This is a genomic window from Pseudacidovorax sp. DMC4 (assembly GCF_056314265.1).
Map to the genome: position 1 here is coordinate 786,285 of NZ_JBQUYR010000001.1, position 20,135 is coordinate 806,419.

At 69.0% G+C, this 20,135-nt stretch carries 7 protein-coding genes; 1 reads left to right on the forward strand and 6 read right to left on the reverse strand.

The genetic code is table 11. The features are described from left to right. Positions 1-17 precede the first annotated feature (17 nt). The gene (locus ACT54X_RS03635; RefSeq protein WP_294369856.1) at positions 18-2,114 is read left to right on the forward strand and encodes a bifunctional diguanylate cyclase/phosphodiesterase; all 2,097 of its coding nucleotides are present in this window, start codon (positions 18-20) and stop codon (positions 2,112-2,114) included. 153 nt (positions 2,115-2,267) lie between these two features. Here the strand turns inward: ACT54X_RS03635 and ACT54X_RS03640 are convergent, their stop codons facing one another. From ACT54X_RS03640 to ACT54X_RS03665, 6 genes are all read right to left on the reverse strand, one after another. Beyond that, complete coding sequence (locus tag ACT54X_RS03640; protein WP_476345071.1) at positions 2,268-13,970, reverse strand: retention module-containing protein; 11,703 nt, start codon at positions 13,968-13,970, stop codon at positions 2,268-2,270. Between the two features lie 330 nt (positions 13,971-14,300). Continuing rightward, positions 14,301-14,939, reverse strand: coding sequence for a helix-turn-helix transcriptional regulator (locus ACT54X_RS03645; protein ID WP_476345073.1), 639 nt, complete (start codon positions 14,937-14,939; stop codon positions 14,301-14,303). 54 nt (positions 14,940-14,993) lie between these two features. Beyond that, entirely contained in the window at positions 14,994-16,427 is a 1,434-nt protein-coding gene (locus ACT54X_RS03650) for an HlyD family type I secretion periplasmic adaptor subunit (protein WP_476345075.1), read from the reverse strand. A 16-nt stretch (positions 16,428-16,443) separates the two neighbouring features. After that, positions 16,444-18,633, reverse strand: coding sequence for a type I secretion system permease/ATPase (locus ACT54X_RS03655; RefSeq protein WP_476345077.1), 2,190 nt, complete (start codon positions 18,631-18,633; stop codon positions 16,444-16,446). Between the two features lie 15 nt (positions 18,634-18,648). Continuing rightward, positions 18,649-18,978, reverse strand: coding sequence for a hypothetical protein (locus ACT54X_RS03660; protein ID WP_354322434.1), 330 nt, complete (start codon positions 18,976-18,978; stop codon positions 18,649-18,651). Between the two features lie 695 nt (positions 18,979-19,673). Beyond that, positions 19,674-20,135 (reverse strand): transposase (locus ACT54X_RS03665; RefSeq protein ID WP_476345079.1); only part of this gene is annotated, 462 nt, incomplete at its 5' end.

The following is a 20,135-nucleotide window of genomic DNA, read 5'->3' on the forward strand; positions in this document are numbered from 1 at the left end:
CTCCAAGGAGAAATCCCGTGTCCCTCTTGAGACGACTCTGGCTCAGCGTGCTGCTGGCCATGTTCGCGGTGCTGCTGGGCACCTGGGCCGTCAGCATCGCCACCTCGCGGCTGTACCTGCAGCAGCAGCTGCTCGCGCAGGGGGCGGACGCGGCCGTCTCGCTGGCCATGTCCATCTCGCAGCAGGGCGACGACCCGGCCATGGCCGAGACCCTGGTCAATGCCCTGTTCGACAGCGGCCACTTCCAGCAGGTGCGCTACACCGACGTGAAGGGCCAGGTCGTCGTCGACCGCAACCGCGGCACCGTGCAACCGGGGGCGGACGTGCCGGCCTGGTTCACCCACCTGCTGCCGCTGCAGGCCACGCCGGGCGAGGCGCTGGTGAGCAACGGCTGGCAGCAGGCCGGCCGGGTAAGGGTGATCGCCAGCACCCAGTACGCCTATGTGGCCCTCTGGCGCGGCACGCTGCTGCTGGGCGCCCTGCTGGCACTGACGGGCCTGCTGTGGGGCATGGGCATCACGGCCCTGGTGCGCTGGCTGCGCCGGCCCCTCAAGCACATGGCCGACCAGGCCGATGCGGTGGGCAACGGCCAGTTCCACACCATCGAGGAGCCGCGCGTGACCGAGCTGCGCAGCATGGCGCGCGCGCTCAACCGCATGGTGGCGCGGGTGCATGCCATGTTCACCGAGCAGGCGGCCCAGATCCGCCGCCTGCACGCCGAAGCCACGCGCGACCCGGTCAGCCGCCTGCCCAACCGCGAGTTCTTCATGGGCGCGCTGCGCAATGCCCTGGACGACGAGGCCGAGGACCCGGCCGGCGGCCTGCTGCTGCTGCGCGTGGGCAACCTGATGGCGCTGAACCGGCAGATCGGCCGCGAGCGCGCGGACCGCTGGCTGGCCGCTGTGGCCAAGGCGCTCTCCGGCGTGCTGCCGGCCGAAGGCGACCGGGTGCTGGCCCGCCTGAACGGGGCCGACTTCGCCTACCTCTGGCCCGGTGGCAGCGCGGCCGAGCTGGCCGAACTCGCACGCCGGGCCCATGCCGCCGTGCTGTCGCTGCAGGATGCGCGCGACGGCGACCTGTCGAGCGCCTTCGCACCGCCCGCCTCCGGCTTCGCGCCCCTGCCTACCGGATTCGGCGCCCTGCCCAGCGACTTCGGCACGCTGGCGATCGGCGAGCCGGCGCCGGGCGCGCCAGCCTCGGGCTGGACCGACGCCGGGGCACGCCTGCCGGCTGCCCAGGTCGATGTCGCGCACGGCCACTGGCACCGCGGCGAAAGCCCGGGTGAGGTGATGGCACGGCTGGACGCCGCCCTGATGCAGGCCGAGGGCGCCGTGCGCGGCATCGCCGAGGCGGCGGAGCCCGGCAGCGAGGTGCCGGTGATCGGCGAAAGCGGCTGGGACAACCTGCTGCAACAGGCCCTGCAGGAGCAGCGCTTCACGCTGGTCTTCTATCCCGTGTGCCAGACCGATGGCCGGCTGATCCACCACGAGGCCATGCTGCGCATGACGCCCCCGCCCGATGCGCCCGAAGGCAGCGCGCTGCTGTCGGCCGGCCAGTTCATGCCCGCCGCACTGCGCCTGGGCTGGGTGCAGGAATGCGACCTGATCGCCACCCGCCTGGCCCTGGACAGCCTGCAGCGCCAGCCCGGGCCGCTGGCGGTCAACCTCTCGCCGCGCTCGCTGCTGGAGCCCAGCTTCCTGCCGAGGCTGGACACGCTGCTGCGCAGCCATCCGGCCGAATGCAACTGGCTGTCCTTCGAGCTGAGCGAGCGCGGGCTCGAAGAGCATGTGGACGCCCTGGCCATGCTCGCCCAGGTGCTGGCCCGCCACGGCTGCCGCCTGGGTGTGGAGCATTTCGGCCGCCAGCTCGCGCTGCTGCCGCGGTTGCACGAGCTGCAGTTGCACTACCTGAAGATCGACGGCTCCTTCGTGGCCAGCGTGGAAAGCAGCGAGGGCTACCGCCGCCTGGTGCAGGCCATGGTGGAAGTGGCACGCGGCCTGGGCGTGGAGGCCTATGCCGAGCAGGTGTCCTCGGCCGGTCAATGGCGCGCGCTGGCCGGCCTCGGCATCGGCGGCGTGACCGGGCCGGCCGTCACGCGCTACCTCAACCGCTGAATCCGACCCCCTAAAACGTCGGACCGGGCGGCGACGCGGCCAGGCCGCGCAAGCGCTGCGCGCACGACCGTCCAGGCATCCGAGCGCACCCGCGCGTCTCGCAAAAAAAAGCAGCCCCCGCGAGGGGGCTGCCTTGCTTGGGGCCTTCGCCGATCAGTCGGTGATCAGCTTGCCCTGGTTCAGCAGGTTCTGGATGATGGCCGCGTCGGTGAGCGAGTTGTTGGCCGTCAGGTCCACGTTGCTCAGCACGATCTGCTGGGTCACCGCACCGCCGGCCGCGCCGTCGTGCTTCACGTCGATCACCGTGTCGCTGCCCGACTTGCTGAAGTGCAGGAAGCTGCCGAGGTTGCCGATGCCGCTGTTGTGGTTCTCGCCCTGGAGCAGGTCGCGCAGGTCGAGCACGTCGCCACCGTTGGCCTTGGAGGCCGTGCCGAAGTCCGTGACGATGTCGCGCGCCGGCGTGGCCGACGTGCCTTGGTCGCCCAGCTTCCACACGAAGGTGTCGGCACCGGCGCCGCCGGTCAGCACGTCGTTGCCCGAGCCGCCGCGGATCGTGTCCGCACCGTCGCCGCCGCGGATCGAGTCGTCGCCGGCACCGCCGTTGATGACGTCGTTGCCGGTGCTGCCCACGATGCGGTCGCCATGGTCGGTGCCCGTGTAGTCCTGGCCGGTGGTGGTCGTCAGCTGGATCTCGCTCGGCGCCTCGATCCTGATCGTCACCGTCGAGGTGGCGGTGTCGCCGTCCTTGTCGGTCACGGTGTAGCTGAAGTTCTGCGTCACCGACTGGCCCGGGGCCAGCGTGTCGCGGGTGGCGCGGTTGACCTCGAAGTCGTAGGTGCCGTCGGCATTGGCCTTCATCGTGCCGTACTGGCTCGTCAGGTCGCCCCAGCTCACGCTGGCCAGCCCGTCGGCGCCCGCCTGCGCATCCACCTGGCCGGTGATGTGCGGCAGCGCATCGGTCGAGCTGATGCTGCCCCACAGGCTGTAGGTGTTGCTGGCCTGCTCGTCGGTGTAGATCGTGTTGACCAGGTTGCCGCTGGCATCCTTGAAGCCCTCCACCCGGAAGGTGTAGCTCTGGATGCCCACCTGCACGATCACATCCTGCGCCGGCAGGCTGATGATGTCGCGCGAGGCCACGGGATCGTTGCCGTTGGGCGTCTCGGTGTGGTCGAACAGCACGTTGAAGCTCACCGCCGTCACCACGCCGTTGATCACCACGTTGGCGGACATGGTCATCGTGACCTTGTCCAGCGTGGACGAGCCGCTGTTGATGGGCCAGTTGTCGTGCGTGAAGTCGGCCAGCTTGAAGGGCGTGCCAGCCTTGATGGCGGTGCCCGTGGCGCTGGTGTAGCCGATGTTGTCCACCAGCGTGTAGCCCGACTGGCCGCTGCCGCTGGCCGGCGTGCCCCAGCTGATCTTGTCGATCAGGCTGTCGTTGTCGGTGTTGGACTGGCTGGTTTGGCGGGTGCCGTTGTCGAACACCGGGTTGATCCAGCCGCCCTGCAGCGAGTTGATGCTGATGCTGTCCGCACGCACGAAGCCGGTGGTGGTGCTGTTGGCGGCCACGGGGCTGTCGTCCTCCACGCGCACCGTCAGGCTGCCGGTGGTGGCGGTGGCACCATCGCTGACGCGCACGCCCACGTTGAACTGGCTCACGTCCTCCTGGCCCTTGACGGGCTGGTCGAGCGGCTTGCTCAGCGTGACGGTGTAGGCGCCGTCGTTGCCGATGGCGACGCGGATGGCCTCGGTGCCCGTGGCGCTGCCGATGTGACCGATCAGCTCCTGCGTGCCGGCGCCGGTCCAGACGATGGCCTGGCCACCCGAGCTGAGGGCCGTCGTGGGCGCCACCAGCGTCACCGCCAGCGTGTCGCCGTCGATGTCGCCGATCACCACGTTGCCCGTCGCGGTGCGTGCATTGGTGGTGTCGGTGTTGCCCGTGGTGTCGGGGATGCCGCCCGGCAGGCCCTCTTCCGACACGGCCGCCACGGCACCCGCCTGGATGGTGGGCGCGTTGTTGGTGCCGCCGATGGAGATCACCAGCTGCGCCGTCTCGGTCTTGCCGGCTTCGCCGGTGACGGTGTAGGTGAAGGTGTCCGTCACCGTCTTGTTGCTCGGCAGGCCGCTGGCGTTGTCGGCCACGTAGCTGTAGCTGCCGTCGGCATTGAGCGTGAGCTTGCCGTACTGGCCGGTCAGCGTCTGGCCGGGCGCCGCGGTGGCGGTGGCGGCCACGCTGGTCGCGTCGCCGCCGGTGTGCACGCCGGTGACCACCAGGCCGGTGCCCACGTCCTTGCCGCCGGCATCGGCGCCGCTCTGGATCACGCCATTGGCCGCGGAGACGGTCAGGGTCGCACCGCTCTTGACCCTGCCGACGTCGTCGTAGGCAACGATGGGCGCATTGGTCTCGGTGTCGCTGCCGGTGCCGGTGGTGGTGGCCGTCGGCACCGTGTCATACACGGTGGCCACGGCCGTGACGGAGAGGTCGCCGGTGTACGAGGCCGGCACCGACAGGGTCAGGCCGGTGATGGTCACCGCATGGGTCACCGGGTCGACGTTCACCGTGTAGCCGCCATTGCTCGTGAGCGGCAGCGTCCAGGTGCCGTCGGCATTGGCCGTGCCGGCCGACAGCGTCGCCCCCGCCGGGATGCGCAGCACCACGCCGCTGACGAACTCGGAGTTGTCCACGTCGGTCGGCGTGACGGAAACCGTCACCGGCACCGTCTCGCCCACCACGTAGCTGACCTTGTTGAGAACGTAGTCGTCGTTGGTGCCGGGCGCGGCGAAGTCGATGCGGCTGATCAGCGCGCCGGTGTCGCTCTTGACCGTGATCGAGGGATCGATCTGGTCGGTCACGCCCGTCACCACGCCGCCGCCGATCACACGGCCGGCTGCGTCGTACAGCGTGTAGCTGGCGTGCTCGGTCGGGTTCAGGTACGAGAAGGTCAGCGTCGCGCTGGAGGCCGCCTGGTCGAAGCTGATGGACAGCTTCTCGGACTTGCCGGACTGGTAGCCCAGCTCGGTGTCGGCACCGTTGCTGGCGGCACCGGCCACGCCGAAGCCCACCACACCGCCACCATTGATGAAGCTGATGGTGCCCGGCGTGCCGTCCAGCTTGGTGGCCGTGACCTTGAAGCCCTGGTCGGTCGACGTGGCGTTCTGGCTGTTCACCGTGACCTGGTTGGCCACGGCCGTACCGACGTCGACCACCACCTTGGGCGTGTCCGCCACCGGGGCGATGGTCACGTTCACCGTCGTGGTGGCCGTGCCGCCGGCGCCGTCGTTCACGACCACGGTGAAGGCATCGGTGCCCGCGAAGTCCTTGGTCGGCGTGTACGTGTAGGTGCCATCGGCATTGACCACCACCTGGCCGTGCTTCGGCGCGGTGCCGGCGCTGTAGCTCAGGTTGTCGCCGTCCACGTCGGTGGCCTTGACCTGGCCGCTGACGCTCTTGTCTTCGTCGGTGGCCACGCTGTAGTTGGTGGGCACCACCGGGTTGTCGTTCTGCGGTTCGACGCCGATGGTCACGGTGGAGGTGGCCGTGGCGCCGCTCGGGTCGCGGACCGTCACGGTGAAGCTGTCGCTGCCGTTGTAGTCCTTGCCCGGGGTGTAGGTGAAGGTGCCATCGGCGTTGACCGTGACGCTGCCATGGGCCGGATCGCTGCCCTTGGTGTAGCTGAGCGGGTCGCCGTCCACGTCGCTGCCCACCACCTTGCCGCTGACCGGCGTGTCTTCCAGGGTCGTCAGCGCGTAGTCCGGCGCCGTGGGCGCGTCGTTGGACGGCGTGACGCCGATGGTCACCGTGGACGTGGCCGTGGCGCCGCTCGGATCGCGGACCGTCACGGTGAAGCTGTCGCTGCCGTTGTAGTCCTTGCCCGGGGTGTAGGTGTACGTGCCGTCGGCGTTGACCGTGACGCTGCCATGGGCCGGATCGCTGCCCTTGGTGTAGCTCAGCGTGTCGCCGTCCACGTCGCTGCCCACCACCTTGCCGCTGATGGGCGTGTCCTCCAGGGTGGTCAGGCTGTAGTTCGGCGCGGTCGGCGCGTCGTTGACCGGCGTGACGGTGATGAACACCGTCGACGTCGCCGTGCCGCCGTTGCCGTCGCTCACCGTCACGGTGAAGCTGTCCTTGCCGTTGTAGTCCTGGCTGGGCGTGTAGGTGTAGCTGCCGTCGGTGTTGACGGTGACCGTGCCATGGGCCGGGTCGCTGCTCTTGGCGAAGGTCAGCGTGTCGCCGTCCACGTCGGTGGCGGCCACCTTGCCGCTGATGGGCGTGTCCTCGGGCGTGACCAGGCTGTAGTTCTTGGTCGTCGGATCGAAGCTCTGGCCCGGCACGTTGGGCACATCGGTGGGCACCGGCGGATCGTTCACCGGCGTGATGTTCATCGTCACCTTGGCGGTGTCGGTGCCGCCGCGGCCGTCGTCCACCGTGTACTGGAAGTCGACCTTGCCGTTGAAGTCCTTGTTGGGCGTGAAGGTCAGCGTGCCGTCGGTGTTCAGGCTCAGCAGCCCATCGGCCAGGGCCACCGGCTTGCCGACGGTGATCGGCTGGCCGTTGATGGCGGTGATGGTCAGCGCGTCGCCATCCGGATCCACGTCGTTGGAGCGCGGATCGAAGGTCAGCGGCGCGTCCTCGAAGCCGGTGACCACGTTGTCCAGCGCGTTCGGCGGATCGTTCACGCTGTCCACCACGATGTTGACCGTGGCGACGTCGCGCGCCGTGCCGTCGCTCACCGTGTAGGTGAAGCTGGCCGGGCCGTTGTAGCCGGCGTCCGGGTTGAAGGTGATGGTGCCGTTGGCATTGAGCGTGGCCGTGCCGTGCTCGACCGCGATGGCCTGGCCCACGGTGGCGGCCTTGCCGTCGATCTGCGTCACGGTCAGCGCTTCGCCGTCCACGTCGGTGTCGTTGGTCAGCACGCTGACGGTCACCGCGGTGTCTTCCGGCGTGGTGGCCGAATCGTCCACCGCCACGGGCGCGTCATTGGCGCCCGTCACCGTGAGCGTCAGCGTCGTGGTCGAGGTGGCGCCCGAAGGATCCGTGACCGTGTAGCTGAAGACGTCCTTGGCGCTCTCGCCGTCGTCCAGGCCCTGCGCGGCTGCATTGGGCGCATAGGTGTAGCTGCCATCGGCATTGATGGTCAGCGTGCCCCACTGGCCCTGGATCGGATTGCCGGCATCGACCGAGGTGCCGTTGAAGCCGACCTTGACCACCGACAGCGTGTCGCCGTCCTCGTCGCGGTCGTTGGCCAGCACACCGCCTACCGTGCCCACCTTGAGCACCAGGTCTTCGCTGGTGATGTTGGTGTCGGCCACCGCCACGGGTGCGTCATTGACGCCGCCCACGGTGATCGACACGGTCGCGGTGGAGGTGCCGCCGTTGCCGTCGCTGATGGTGTAGGTGAAGCTGTCGGCGCCGTTGTAGTCGAGGCCGGGGGTGTAGACCGGGTTGCCGTCCGCGCCCAGCGTCACGGTGCCGTGCGAGGGCTGCGTGAAGCCGATGATGCTCAACGTATCGCCGTCCACGTCGGTGTCGTTGCGCAGCACCGGGATGGAGATCGGCGTGTCCTCGGCGGTGTTGACCGCATCGTCCACCGCCTTGGGCGCGTCGTTGACGGGCGTGACCTCGACATTGACCGTCGCCGTCACCGGCGTGCGGCCGTCGGTGGCCGTGTACGTGAAGCTCAGGCTGCCGTTGTAGTCCTTGTTGGGCGTGTACGTCAGCGTGCCGTCGCCGTTCAGGCTCACCACCCCGCCCGTCACCGCCACCGGGCCCGCCGTGATGTCCTTGCCATCGACCGCGATGATCGACAGCTTGTCGCCGTCCACGTCCGTGTCGTTGGCCAGCACGTCGATCTTCACCGCCGTGTCTTCCTGCGTCTTCGCCACATCGTTGCTCAGCGCCGGCGTGTCGTCCAACGGCGTCACCGTGATGTCCAGCGTGCTCGACGAGCCCGTGTTCGTCGTGTACGTCACCGTCGGCACCTGGCCGTTCCAGTTGTCCGCCGGCGTGAACACATAGTCGCCGTTGGCCGCGATGCTGATCGTGCCCACGTTGACGATGGTGGCCGTGCCGCCCGCCAGCACCGCCGCCTGGCCCGCCACCTGGAACGAGGCCACGCTCAGCACGTTGTCCACGTCGCGGTCGTTGGTCAGCACGTTGCCCAGCGCCGGGCTGTCTTCCGTCGTCGTCTTCACGTCGGGCGCCAGCACGCTGGCGTCGTCCACCGGCGTGACGCCGATGGTCACGGTGGACGTGGCCGTGCCGCCCTTGCCGTCGCTCACCGTCACGGTGAAGCTGTCGCCGCCGTTGTAGTCCTTGCCCGGGGTGTAGGTGAAGGTGCCATCGGCATTCACCACTACCGTGCCGTGCGCCGGATCGCTGCCCTTCACATAGGTGAGGGTGTCGCCATCCACGTCGCTGCCCACCACCTTGCCGTCGATCGGGGTGTCTTCGCGGGTGGTGATGCTGTAGTCGGGCGCCGTGGGCGCGTCGTTCTGCGGCGTGACGTCGATGGTGACGGTGGCCGTGGTCGTGCCGCCGTTGCCATCGCTCACCAGCACGGTGAAGCTGTCCTTGCCGTTGTAGTCCTTGGCGGGCGTGTAGAGGTAGCTGCCGTCCGCGTTGACAGTGACGGTGCCGTGCGCCGGGTCGCTGCCCTTGGCATAGCCCAGCGTGTCGCCGTCCACGTCGCGGGCCACGATCTGGCCGGTGATGGGCGTGTCCTCGGGCGTGGTGCGGGCCTGGTTGTCGGCCACGGGCGCGTCGTTGGCACCGTTGACGGTGAGCGTCAGCGTGGTGGTGGCGGTGGCGCCCGAGGGGTCGGTCACCGTGTAGGTGAACACGTCCTTCTGGCTCTGGCCGGTGGTCAGGGCCTGCGAGGCCGCATTGGGCGCGTAGGTGTAGCTGCCGTCGGCATTGAGCGTCAGCGTGCCCCAGCTGCCTTCGATGGCCTTGCCGGCATCGACGGTGCTGCCGCCGAAGCTGACCTGGGTCACCGCCATGCTGTCGCCGTCCGGATCGACGTCGTTGGCCAGCACGCCGCCGGTGACGCCGACCTTGAGCACCACGTCTTCGCTGGTGCTGTTGGTGTCGGGCTTGGGCTCCGGCGCGTCGTTGACGCCGCCCACCGTGATCGACACGGTGGCGGTGGAGGTGCCGCCGTTGCCGTCGCTGATGGTGTAGGTGAAGCTGTCGGCGCCGTTGTAGTCCAGGCCGGGCGTGTAGACGGGGTTGCCGTTGGCATCCAGCGCCACGGTGCCGTGCGCGGGCTGGGTGAAGCCCACCACGGTGAGCTTGTCGCCGTCCACATCGGTGTCGTTGCGCAGCACCTGGATGGTGACGGGCGTGTCCTCGTCGGTGGTCACGGTGTCGTTGACGGCCACCGGCGCGTCGTTGACCGGCGTGACGGTGACGTTCACCGTCGAAGTCGCCGTGCCGCCCTTGCCATCGCTCACCGTCACGGTGAAGCTGTCCTTGCCGTTGTAGTCCTGGCTGGGCGTGTAGGTGTAGCTGCCGTCGGCGTTGACCGTGACCGTGCCATGCGTCGGGTCGCTGCTCTTGGTGAAGGTCAGCGCATCGCCGTCCACGTCAGTGGCCGCCACCTGGCCCTTGACCGGCGTGTCCTCCGGCGTCGTGATCGTGTAGTTGCCCGTGGCCGGGTCGAAGTTCTGGCCCGGCGGCGTGACCGGCGGATCGCTAGGCACCGGCGGGTCGTTCACCGGCGTCACGGTGATGGTCACCGTCGACGTGGTGGTGCCGCCATTGCCGTCGTTGACCGTCACGGTGAAGCTGTCGCCACCGTTGTAGTCCTTGGCGGGCGTGTAGGTGTAGCTGCCGTCGGTGTTGACCACCACCGTGCCGTGTGCCGGGTCGCTGCCCTTGGTGTAGGTCAGCGTGTCGCCGTCCACGTCCGAGCCCGTGACCTTGCCGTCGATGGGCGTGTCCTCGGGCGTGGAGATGCTGGTGCTCGGTGCCGTGGGCGCGTCGTTGACCGGCGTGACGGTGACATTCACCGTCGAGGTGGCCGTGCCGCCCTTGCCGTCGCTCACCGTCACGGTGAAGCTGTCCTTGCCGTTGTAGTCCTGGCTGGGCGTGTAGGTGTAGCTGCCGTCGGCGTTGACCGTGACGGTGCCATGCGTCGGGTCGCTGCTCTTGGTGAAGGTCAGCGCATCGCCGTCCACGTCAGTGGCCGCCACCTGGCCCTTGACCGGCGTGTCCTCCGGCGTCGTGATCGTGTAGTTGCCCGTGGCCGGGTCGAAGTTCTGGCCCGGCGGCGTGACCGGCGGATCGCTCGGCACCGGCGGGTCGTTCACCGGCGTCACGGTGATGGTCACCGTCGACGTGGTGGTGCCGCCATTGCCGTCGTTGACCGTCACGGTGAAGCTGTCGCCGCCGTTGTAGTCCTTGGCCGGCGTGTAGGTGTAGCTGCCGTCGGTGTTGACGGTGACGGTGCCGTGTGCCGGGTCGCTGCCCTTGGTGTAGGTCAGCGTATCGCCGTCCACGTCCGAGCCCGTGACCTTGCCGTCGATGGGCGTGTCCTCGGGCGTGGAGATGCTGGTGCTCGGTGCCGTGGGCGCGTCGTTGACCGGCGTGACGGTGACGTTCACCGTCGAGGTCGCCGTGCCGCCCTTGCCGTCGCTCACCGTCACGGTGAAGCTGTCGCTGCCGTTGTAGTCCTTGCCCGGGGTGTAGGTGTACGTGCCGTCGGCGTTGACCGTGACGCTGCCATGCGTCGGGTCGCTGCTCTTGGTGAAGGTCAGCGCATCGCCATCCACGTCGGTGGCGGCCACCTGGCCCTTGACCGGCGTGTCCTCCGGCGTCGTGATCGTGTAGTTGCCCGTGGCCGGGTCGAAGTTCTGGCCCGGCGGCGTGACCGGCGGATCGCTCGGCACCGGCGGGTCGTTCACTGGCATCACGGTGATGGTCACCGTCGATGTGGTCGTGCCACCGTTGCCGTCGTTGACCGTCACGGTGAAGCTGTCGCCACCGTTGTAGTCCTTGGCAGGCGTGTACGTGTAGCTGCCGTCGGTGTTGACCACCACCGTGCCGTGCGCCGGGTCGCTGCCCTTGGTGTAGGTCAGCGTGTCGCCGTCCACGTCCGAGCCGGTGACCTTGCCGCTGATGGGCTTGTCTTCCTGCGTCGTGAGGCCGTAGTTGGGGACGGTAGGCGCGTCGTTGACGGGCGTGACCTCGACATTGACCGTCGCCGTCACCGGCGTGCGGCCGTCGGTGGCCGTGTACGTGAAGCTCAGGTTGCCGTTGTAGTCCTTGTTGGGCGTGTACGTCAGCGTGCCGTCGCCGTTCAGGCTCACCACCCCGCCCGTCACCGCCACCGGGCCCGCCGTGATGTCCTTGCCATCCACCGCGATGATCGACAGCTTGTCGCCGTCCACGTCCGTGTCGTTGGCCAGCACGTCGATCTTCACCGCCGTGTCTTCCTGCGTCTTCGCCACGTCGTTGCTCAGCGCCGGCGTGTCGTCCAGCGGCGTCACCGTGATGTCCAGCGTGCTCGACGAGCCCGTGTTCGTCGTGTACGTCACCGTCGGCACCTGGCCGTTCCAGTTGTCCGCCGGCGTGAACACGTAGTCGCCGTTGGCCGCGATGCTGATCGTGCCCACGTTGGCGATCGTCGCCGTGCCTCCCGCCAGCACCGCCGCCTGGCCCGCCACCTGGAACGAGGCCACGCTCAGCACGTTGTCCACGTCGCGGTCGTTGGTCAGCACATTGCCCAGCGCCGGGCTGTCTTCCGTCGTCGTCTTCACGTCGGGCGCCAGCACGCTGGCGTCGTCCACCGGCGTGATGCCCACGAACACCGTCGAGGTCGCGGTGCCGCCGTTGCCGTCGCTCACCACCACGGTGAACTGGTCGCTGCCGTTGTAGTCCTTCGACGGCGTGTAGGTGTAGCTGCCGTCGGCGTTGACCACCACCGTTCCGTGCGTCGGGTCGCTGCCCTTGGTAAAGGTCAGCGGGTCGCCGTCCACGTCGGTGGCGGCCACCTTGCCGGACACGGGCGTGTCCTCGGGCGTGGTGATGCGGTAGTCGCCCGTCGTCGGGTCGAACGTCTGGCCCGGGGGCGGGCTGGGCGGATCGACCACCACCGGCGGATCGTTCACCGGCGTGATGCCCACGAACACCGTCGACGTGGCCGTGCCACCATTGCCGTCGCTCACCACCACGGTGAACTGGTCGCTGCCGTTGTAGTCCTTGGCAGGCGTGTACGTATAGCTGCCATCGGCGTTGACCACCACCGTGCCGTGCGTCGGATCACTGCCCTTGGTGAAGGTCAGCGGGTCGCCGTCCACGTCGGTGGCCGCGACCTTGCCGGACACCGGCGTGTCCTCGGGCGTGGTGATGCGGTAGTTGCCGGTGGCCGGGTCGAAGTTCTGGCCGGGGGGCGGGCTGGGGGGATCGACCACCACCGGCGGATCGTTCACCGGCGTGATGCCCACGAACACCGTGGACGTGGCCGTGCCACCGTTGCCATCGCTCACCACCACGGTGAACTGGTCGCTGCCGTTGTAGTCCTTGGCGGGCGTGTAGGTGTAGCTGCCGTCGGCGTTGACCACCACCGTGCCGTGCGCCGGATCGCTGCCCTTGGTGAAGGTCAGCGGGTCGCCGTCCACATCGGTGGCGGCCACCTTGCCGGACACGGGCGTGTCCTCGGGCGTCGTGATGCGGTAGTTGCCGGTGGCCGGATCGAAGTTCTGGCCGGGGGGCGGGCTGGGGGGATCGACCACCACCGGCGGATCGTTCACCGGCGTGATGCCCACGAACACCGTGGACGTGGCCGTGCCGCCATTGCCATCGCTCACCACCACGGTGAACTGGTCGCTGCCGTTGTAGTCCTTGGCGGGCGTGTAGGTGTAGCTGCCGTCGGCATTGACCACCACCGTGCCATGCGTCGGGTCGCTGCCCTTGGTGAAGGTCAGCGGGTCGCCATCGACGTCGGTCGCCGCCACCTTGCCGGAGACAGGCGTGTCTTCGGGCGTGGTGATGCGGTAGTTGCCGGTGGCCGGGTCGAAGTTCTGGCCGGCAGGCGGGTTCTCCGGATTGGCGGGCACGGGCGCGTCGTTGACCGGCGTGACCGTCACGTTGACGGTGGCGGTGGTGGTGCCGCCCTGGCCGTCGCTCACGGTCACGGTGAAGCTGTCGGGGCCGTTGTAGTCCTTGGCCGGGGTGTAGACGTACGTGCCGTCTGCATTGACCACGACCACGCCGTGCTGCGGATTGCCGGCGGCGGAATAGGTCAGCAGGTTGCCGTCGATGTCGGTTGCGTTGACCCGGCCCGCGATCGGCGTGTCTTCGGGTGTGGTCACGCTGGCGTTTTCGGCCGTCGGCGGATTGTTGGCGGCATCGGCCAGCAGCAGGCTCGGACTGGGCGGCAGCGCCGCAGTCGGCAGTGCAGAGGCATTGGCCTGGGCCAGGCTCAGCGAGGGCGTGGTCTCGACGATGCGGTCCAGCACCACGAAGGAATGGCCTTCGCTGGCTTCGCCACCCGTCAGGCCGGCGGCGGTCGGATCCAGGTCCTGGAACGGGTCTTCGCCCCGGTTGAGCGCCTGGATCACCTGGTCCACGGCAGCGGTGCCCTTGTTGACCGCCCCTTCGGAGCGCTCCGGCGTGGGCGCGGCGCCCAGCATCTCGGCATTGGTCGACACCTCGCGCGGGCCGGCCACCACCAGCTCGCCACCCGGCGTGCGCATCTCGACGAGCGCGCCGTCCTCGATGACGAGCTGCTGCCCTTCGCGGACGAGATCGCCCACCTGCAGCGCGCGCAGTTGGCCCGAAGGCAGCCGGATGAAGGCTTTGCCGGTCAGGGCGGTGATGGTCCCGGTGGCAGCGGCAGCGGTCGTGGTGGTGGCCATGGCGTGGATAACAGTGAAAAAACGTTACGGAAAATGTTAAGTAACGTTTCCTCATTGCACATTGGCCTTGAGGACAATGCCGGCGCGCCTGGATGCGGAACTAGTTCACAGTTTTGCGTGTGATCGCTGGAAAACGGTCGCATCCGGCGCGAATCCGGCGGCGCCGGCCCTCCCCGCGCCCGTCCACAGCCGATGAATCGTGCCCGGCCCTTGCCCAGGGCATTTCGGCCTGCCCGGCCGTTCGAGCCGCGACCGCAGCGGCGCACCCGAATGCCGCCGCGCGCTGCGGGTGGGCGCGGGCGGGGCCGGCTCTCGCAGGGGGAGCAGGCGCTACCGGATGCCGTGCACGCGCAGCGCCAGCTGCAGGCGGTCGGCCACGCCCAGCTTGTCGAAGGCCGTCGACAGATGGGCCTTGACCGTGCGTGCCGTGATGCCCAGGCGCTCGGCGATGGCGTCGTTGGCCTCGCCCAGCGAGGCGAGTTCAGCCACCTCGCGTTCGCGCACCGTCAGGTCCTGGGCCCAGGCGGCATCGGGCACCGCCCTGACCGGCTGTGTGGGCGGCCGTTCGTCCAGCAGCCGGAGCAGGCGGGTGAGCAGGTCCCGTCCCACCCACAACTCGCCCGAGGCCACGACCTGCAAGGCCTGCCGCACGGTGGGCAGCGGCGCATAGACATGGCAGAAGCCGCCGGCACCGGCCTGGAGCACCGCGGCCCCCTGACGGTCGTCGGGCGCGCCCAGGCCCACCAGGGCATCGATGCCGGACAGCCGGGCCGGCCAGCCCGCGTCCTGCCAGCCGGGCAGTCCGGGCATCTGCGCGTCCATCAGCACCAGCCGACGGCCCTGGGCCCGCCAGTCCGCGAGGGCCGACAGATCCGCGCCCCGCACCACCGGCCACCCGCTGCCCAGCGGCGCCCAGCGCTCCGCAAGCACATCGTCATGGGTCAGGATCAGCAGGGGTTCAGGCGTCATCGACAGGCAGGCAAGCAGGCAGGATCGTGGAAGGCGGAGGAACGCAAGCCGGGCTCAACGCTCCGTGAGCGCGCGCTCCTTGGCCCGCAGCACCGGCTTGAGCAGGTACGACAGCACCGTCTTCTTGCCGGTCAGGATGTCCACCTCGGCCACCATGCCGGGCAGGATGGGCAGCTTCTGCTCGCCGATCTCGCTCTTGGTGGTGCGCACCCGCACCAGGTAGAAGGCGTTGCCCTTCTCGTCGGTGACGGTGTCGGCGCCGATGGTCTCCAGCTTGCCGTCCAGCGAGCCGTAGGTGGCAAAGTCGTAGGCAGTGAACTTGACGATGGCCGGCTGCCCGGGCACCAGGAAGGCGATGTCGCGCGGCGCCACCTTGGTCTCCAGCAGCAGCGTGTCGTCGCTGGGCACCACCTCCAGGATCTGCTTGCCCGGCTGCACCACGCCGCCCACGGTGTTGGCCATGAGCTGCTTGACGATGCCGCGCACCGGCGAGCGGATCTCGGCCTGCTTCACGCGGTCGGCCAGGCCGACGCTGCCGGCCTGCAGCGCGCCCAGCTTGGTGGTCACCTCCGACAGTTCGCTGCGGGCCTGGTTGCGCAGGGTCAGGTCCACTTCCTCGATCTTGCGCTGGGCCTCGCCGATGGCGGCCTGGATGCGCGGGATCTGGGCCGAGGCCATGTCGCGCTCGCCGCGGAAGCGGGCCACGTCGCGCTCCAGGCGCAGCAGTTCCACTTCCGACACGGCGCCGGTGCGGATCAGCGGGCGCGTCACCTCCAGCTCCTTGGCGGTGAGCTGGTAGCTCTGCGCGGCCTGGGCCTGCTTGGAGGCCACCTCCGCCAGCTCCTGCCGGCGCTGGGCCAGCTGCTGGCGGGCCACGCCGACCGAGGCGTCGAGCTCGGCGCGGCGGGACTCGTAGGCCACGCGTTCCTGCTCCACCACGTCGGGGATGGCCTTGCGTACCTCTTCCGGCACGTTGAAGGGCTTGCCCGAGGCCAGCGCCTCCAGCCGCGCGGCGCGTGCCTGCAGCGTGAAGACCTGGGCCTTGTTCTCGGCCAGCGAGGAGTTGAAGCGCGTCGGGTCGATGCGCAGCAGCACCTGGCCGGTCTCGACCTTCTGGCCTTCGCGCACCAGGATCTCGGAGACGATGCCGCCGTCCAGGCTCTGGATCTGCTGCACCTGGCGCGACGGGATCACCTTGCCCTCGCCGCGCGTCACCTCGTTCAACTTGGCAAAGGCGGCCCACACCAGCAGCACCACGAAGGCGGCGAGCGTGATCCACACGGCCAGCCGGGCACCGCGCGCGCGCTGTTCGGAGATGGCCCATTCGGCGTCGGCGCCGAAGTCCTTCTCGTCGTGCAGCTCGGCGCGCTCGGCGCCGTCCATCCAGCGGTCGAAGAGGCGGCCCACGCGGGCCGCGAAGCGCGACCAGCGGCGCGACAGGCGGGCGAAGAAGGTGTTCTTCTGGGGAACGGTCTTGATCTGCAGCATGTGCCTGCCCTCCCCCTCAGCCCGCACGGCCCACGCGGCCCTGCTGCAGCGCCTGGATGACCTGCGCCTTGGGGCCGTCGGCCACCACCTGGCCGTTGTCCATCACGATCAGCCGGTCCACCAGGTCCAGCAGCGAAGTGCGGTGGGTGATGAGCACCAGCGTCTTGTTGCGCGCGAAGTGGGCCAGGCGGCTCTTCAGGCGCTCCTCGCTCTGGTGGTCCATGCTGGACGAGGGCTCGTCCAGCAGCAGCATGGGCGGATCGGACAGCACGGCGCGCGCGATGGCCACCGCCTGGCGCTGGCCGCCCGAGAGCGACTCGCCGCGCTCGCCCACCAGCATGTCGTAGCCCTGGGGATGGGCGTCGGCGAACTCGGCCACGCCCGACAGGTCGGCCGCCGCCAGCACGGCGCTGTCGTCGGCGAAGGGCGCACCCAGCGTGATGTTGTGGCGCAGCGTGCCGTAGAACAGGCTGATGTCCTGCGGCACGAAGCCGATGGCGCGCCGCAGCTCGGCCGGGTCGAGCTGACGCGAGTCGATGCCGTCGATCAGCACCTGGCCGCGCGCGGGCCGCCACAGGCCCAGCACCATCTTCTCGAGCGTGGTCTTGCCCGAGCCGATGCGGCCGATGATGCCCACCTTCTCGCCCGGCGCGATGCGCAGGCTCACGCCGCGCAGCACGCCCTGCTCACGGCCGGGATAGGCGAAGTGCACATCCTTGAATTCGATCGAGCCCTGGAACTGCGGCCGATGCACGAAGGGCGCGTCTTCGGGTCGCTCCACCGGCATGGTCATGGTCTGCTCTACCGAGGTGAGCGAGGTGCGCGCCTGGTGGTACTGCGTCAGCAGCGCCGCCACCTGCCCCAGCGGCGCCAGCGCGCGGCCCGAGAGCATGGAGGCCGCGATGATGCCGCCCATGGTGATGCGCGCATCCTCCAGCTGGTAGACGCCGACGATGACCACGCAGATGGTGGTCAGCTGCATCACGAACTGCGTGAAATTGACGTTGGCCGAGGACAGCAGCTTGAGCCGCGAGCCCACCTGCGCGAGGAAGCGCGTGGAGCGCTCCCACTGGCGCTGCACCGTACCTTCGGCACCTAGGGTCTTGACGGTCTCCAGGCTCACCAGGCTCTCGACCAGCACCGCATTGCGCTGGGCCGAGGCGCGGTAGGTGGTCTCGGTCAGGTCGTGCATCTTGTGCTGCACCAGCAGCGAGGCGACGACCACCAGCAGGATGCCCACCACCGGCGGCACCACCACCCAGGGCGAGATCCACACCATCGCCCCCAGGAACAGAAAGATGAAGGGCAGGTCCACCAGCGTGGTGAGCGTGGCCGAGGCGATGAAGTCGCGCACCGACTCGAAGCTGCGCAGATTGGAGGCGAAGGAGCCTGCCGAGGCCGGCCGCGCGTCCATGCGCAGGCCCATGACCCGCTCCATGATCTGCGAGGAGAGGTGCACGTCGATGCGCTTGCTGGCTGTATCGACGATGTAGGCCCGCACGGTGCGCAGCACGAAGTCGAACACCAGCACCAGCAGCACGCCGATGGCCAGCACCCACAGCGTGTCGGTGGCGCGATTGGGCACCACGCGGTCGTACACGTTCATCGAATAGAGGGGCACCGCCAGCGCGAACAGGTTGACGGCCAGGGCCGCCAGCAGCGCGTCGCGGTACAGACGCCAGTTCTGCAGCACCACGCCCCAGAACCAGTGGCGCCCGCGCAGCGCGCTCACCTGCGGCGCACGGGCCTCGAAGCGGAAGCGCGGGCGCAGCAGCACGGCCACGCCGATGTATTCGGCGGCCAGGGCCTCGGCGTCGATCACCTCGGAGGATTCACCGAACTCGGGCCGGCGGATGCGCAGGCGGCCGTCCTCCAGCCGCTCCTGCAGCACGCAGGCATGGCCATTGGCCAGCAGCAGGATGGCCGGCAAGTGCGACGTGCCCAGGCCTTCGAGGGGCCGCCGCACCAGCCGGGCGGCCAGGTGGGCCCGGCCGGCGGCGCGCAGCAGCAGCGAGGGCGTCAGGCGGCTGTCCACCAGCGGCAGCCCGGCGGTGAGCGCCTCGGCGCTCCAGGGCTGGCCATGCATCTGGGTGATGGCGATCAGGCAGTCGAGCAGCGGGTCTTCGTGCAGCAGCCGTTCGTCCGGAACATGGGAAGGCGCAGCCGTGCGTGCAGGAGGCACGCTGGTGTCGGGCGTGGAGGACATTCGTCGGGAAAAGGGTCAGATGACGTCGTCGCCAGGCAACAGGTCCAGGCGGCCACGCAGGTGCTGGCGCAGGTCCTTGCGGGCGAGCAGCTTGCGCTGGGCCTCCAGCGGCAGGTCGGTCAGGCGCAGCAGGTTCTTGTCGATCAGCGCGTCGATGACGTCCTCCAGCACCCGGATGAAATCGCTGTCCAGGTTGCCGAAGGCCGCCGTCGCCCCAGGTGCCGCTTCGCCCACGAAGGCCCGCACTTCGGCGGCCTGGGCATCCAGCCATTCGCTGGCCTGCGGCTGCGCCGTGGCGAACATCGCCACGATCTCTCCCTGGAAGTTGCGTTGGACGAAAGGCATGAGATGTAACGGAAAGGGCTAAGCCTTTCGACTGAAACTGAAGTTCATGTTAGCTGAATTAACTATAGTAAAAATATGTGAAATTCCTGACTCAAGTGTCTATCAGCTACTTCTTGCTGGGGAAATCGCACGCGACACCGCCCTCCCGGCGACCGCCGAACGCCGGATTCCACCGGACTGGTTATGTTTTATTCACTTTTCGGGATGTGCAAGGCAGGGCGGCTGTCCGAGCGGACGAGCCAGTTCCACCTCCGGTGCGAGTGCCGCGACGCTGAGCCGGCAGAGGGTGCCGGCATGCGCGCTCCCGGTGCACGCTCGCGCTGACCGGCTTGTTGCATGGGACGGGTGCTCGCTCTCCACCGAAGTGCTTGCCGCACTGCACAGCGCCGCGAATGGCACCTCCGCACGCACACCGGCACCCTCCGCCTCGACGCTGCGCGCGAGCCCTCCATCTTTGCGGCCCTGGGCCACGAGAGCATGAGGCCACAAGGCCATACCGCCCTACGCCCTACCGCCCTACCGCCCTACCGCCCTACCGCCCTACCGCCCTACCGCCATAGAGCCATAGAGCCATAGAGCCATAGAGCCATAGAGCCATAGAGCCATAGAGCCGTAGGGCCGTAGAGCCCCGGGGGCATGGAGCAACGCAGGCCAGTCCACCCCAGACCGTTCGGGCTGAGGTTCTATGGTTCTCGTCAAGCGACAGTGGCCGCCAGGCGGGCATCGAACATCGCGTGTTGCTTGAACAGCGAGAAGGCCACGCGCATGAGCTTTCGGGCCAGCACCACCAGAGCCGCAGTCGTGCTCAGCCCTTTGCTGCGCTGCGCCTGGTAGAAGCTCTTCCACGTCTTCGTGCGCGCCGCCGACATCGCCGCGGCGTACAGCAGGCGCCGACTCTCGGGCCAGCCCTTCTTCGAAAGGCGCCTTTGCCCCGTCTTCTTGCCCGAGTCGTTCGGGCGAGGGTCCAGCCCCGTGAAGGCGACCACCGCGTCGGCACTGGCGGCCGGCATGCGCCCGAAGATCATCACCAGCAAGGAACCACAGACCGGTCCCAGTCCAGGCACGGACGTGATGCGATCGAACGCCTGGCGGCTTGCCGGGTCGGCCCGGATCTCGCCCTCGATCTCCTCGTCAATGCGCTGGATGGCTTGCTGCAG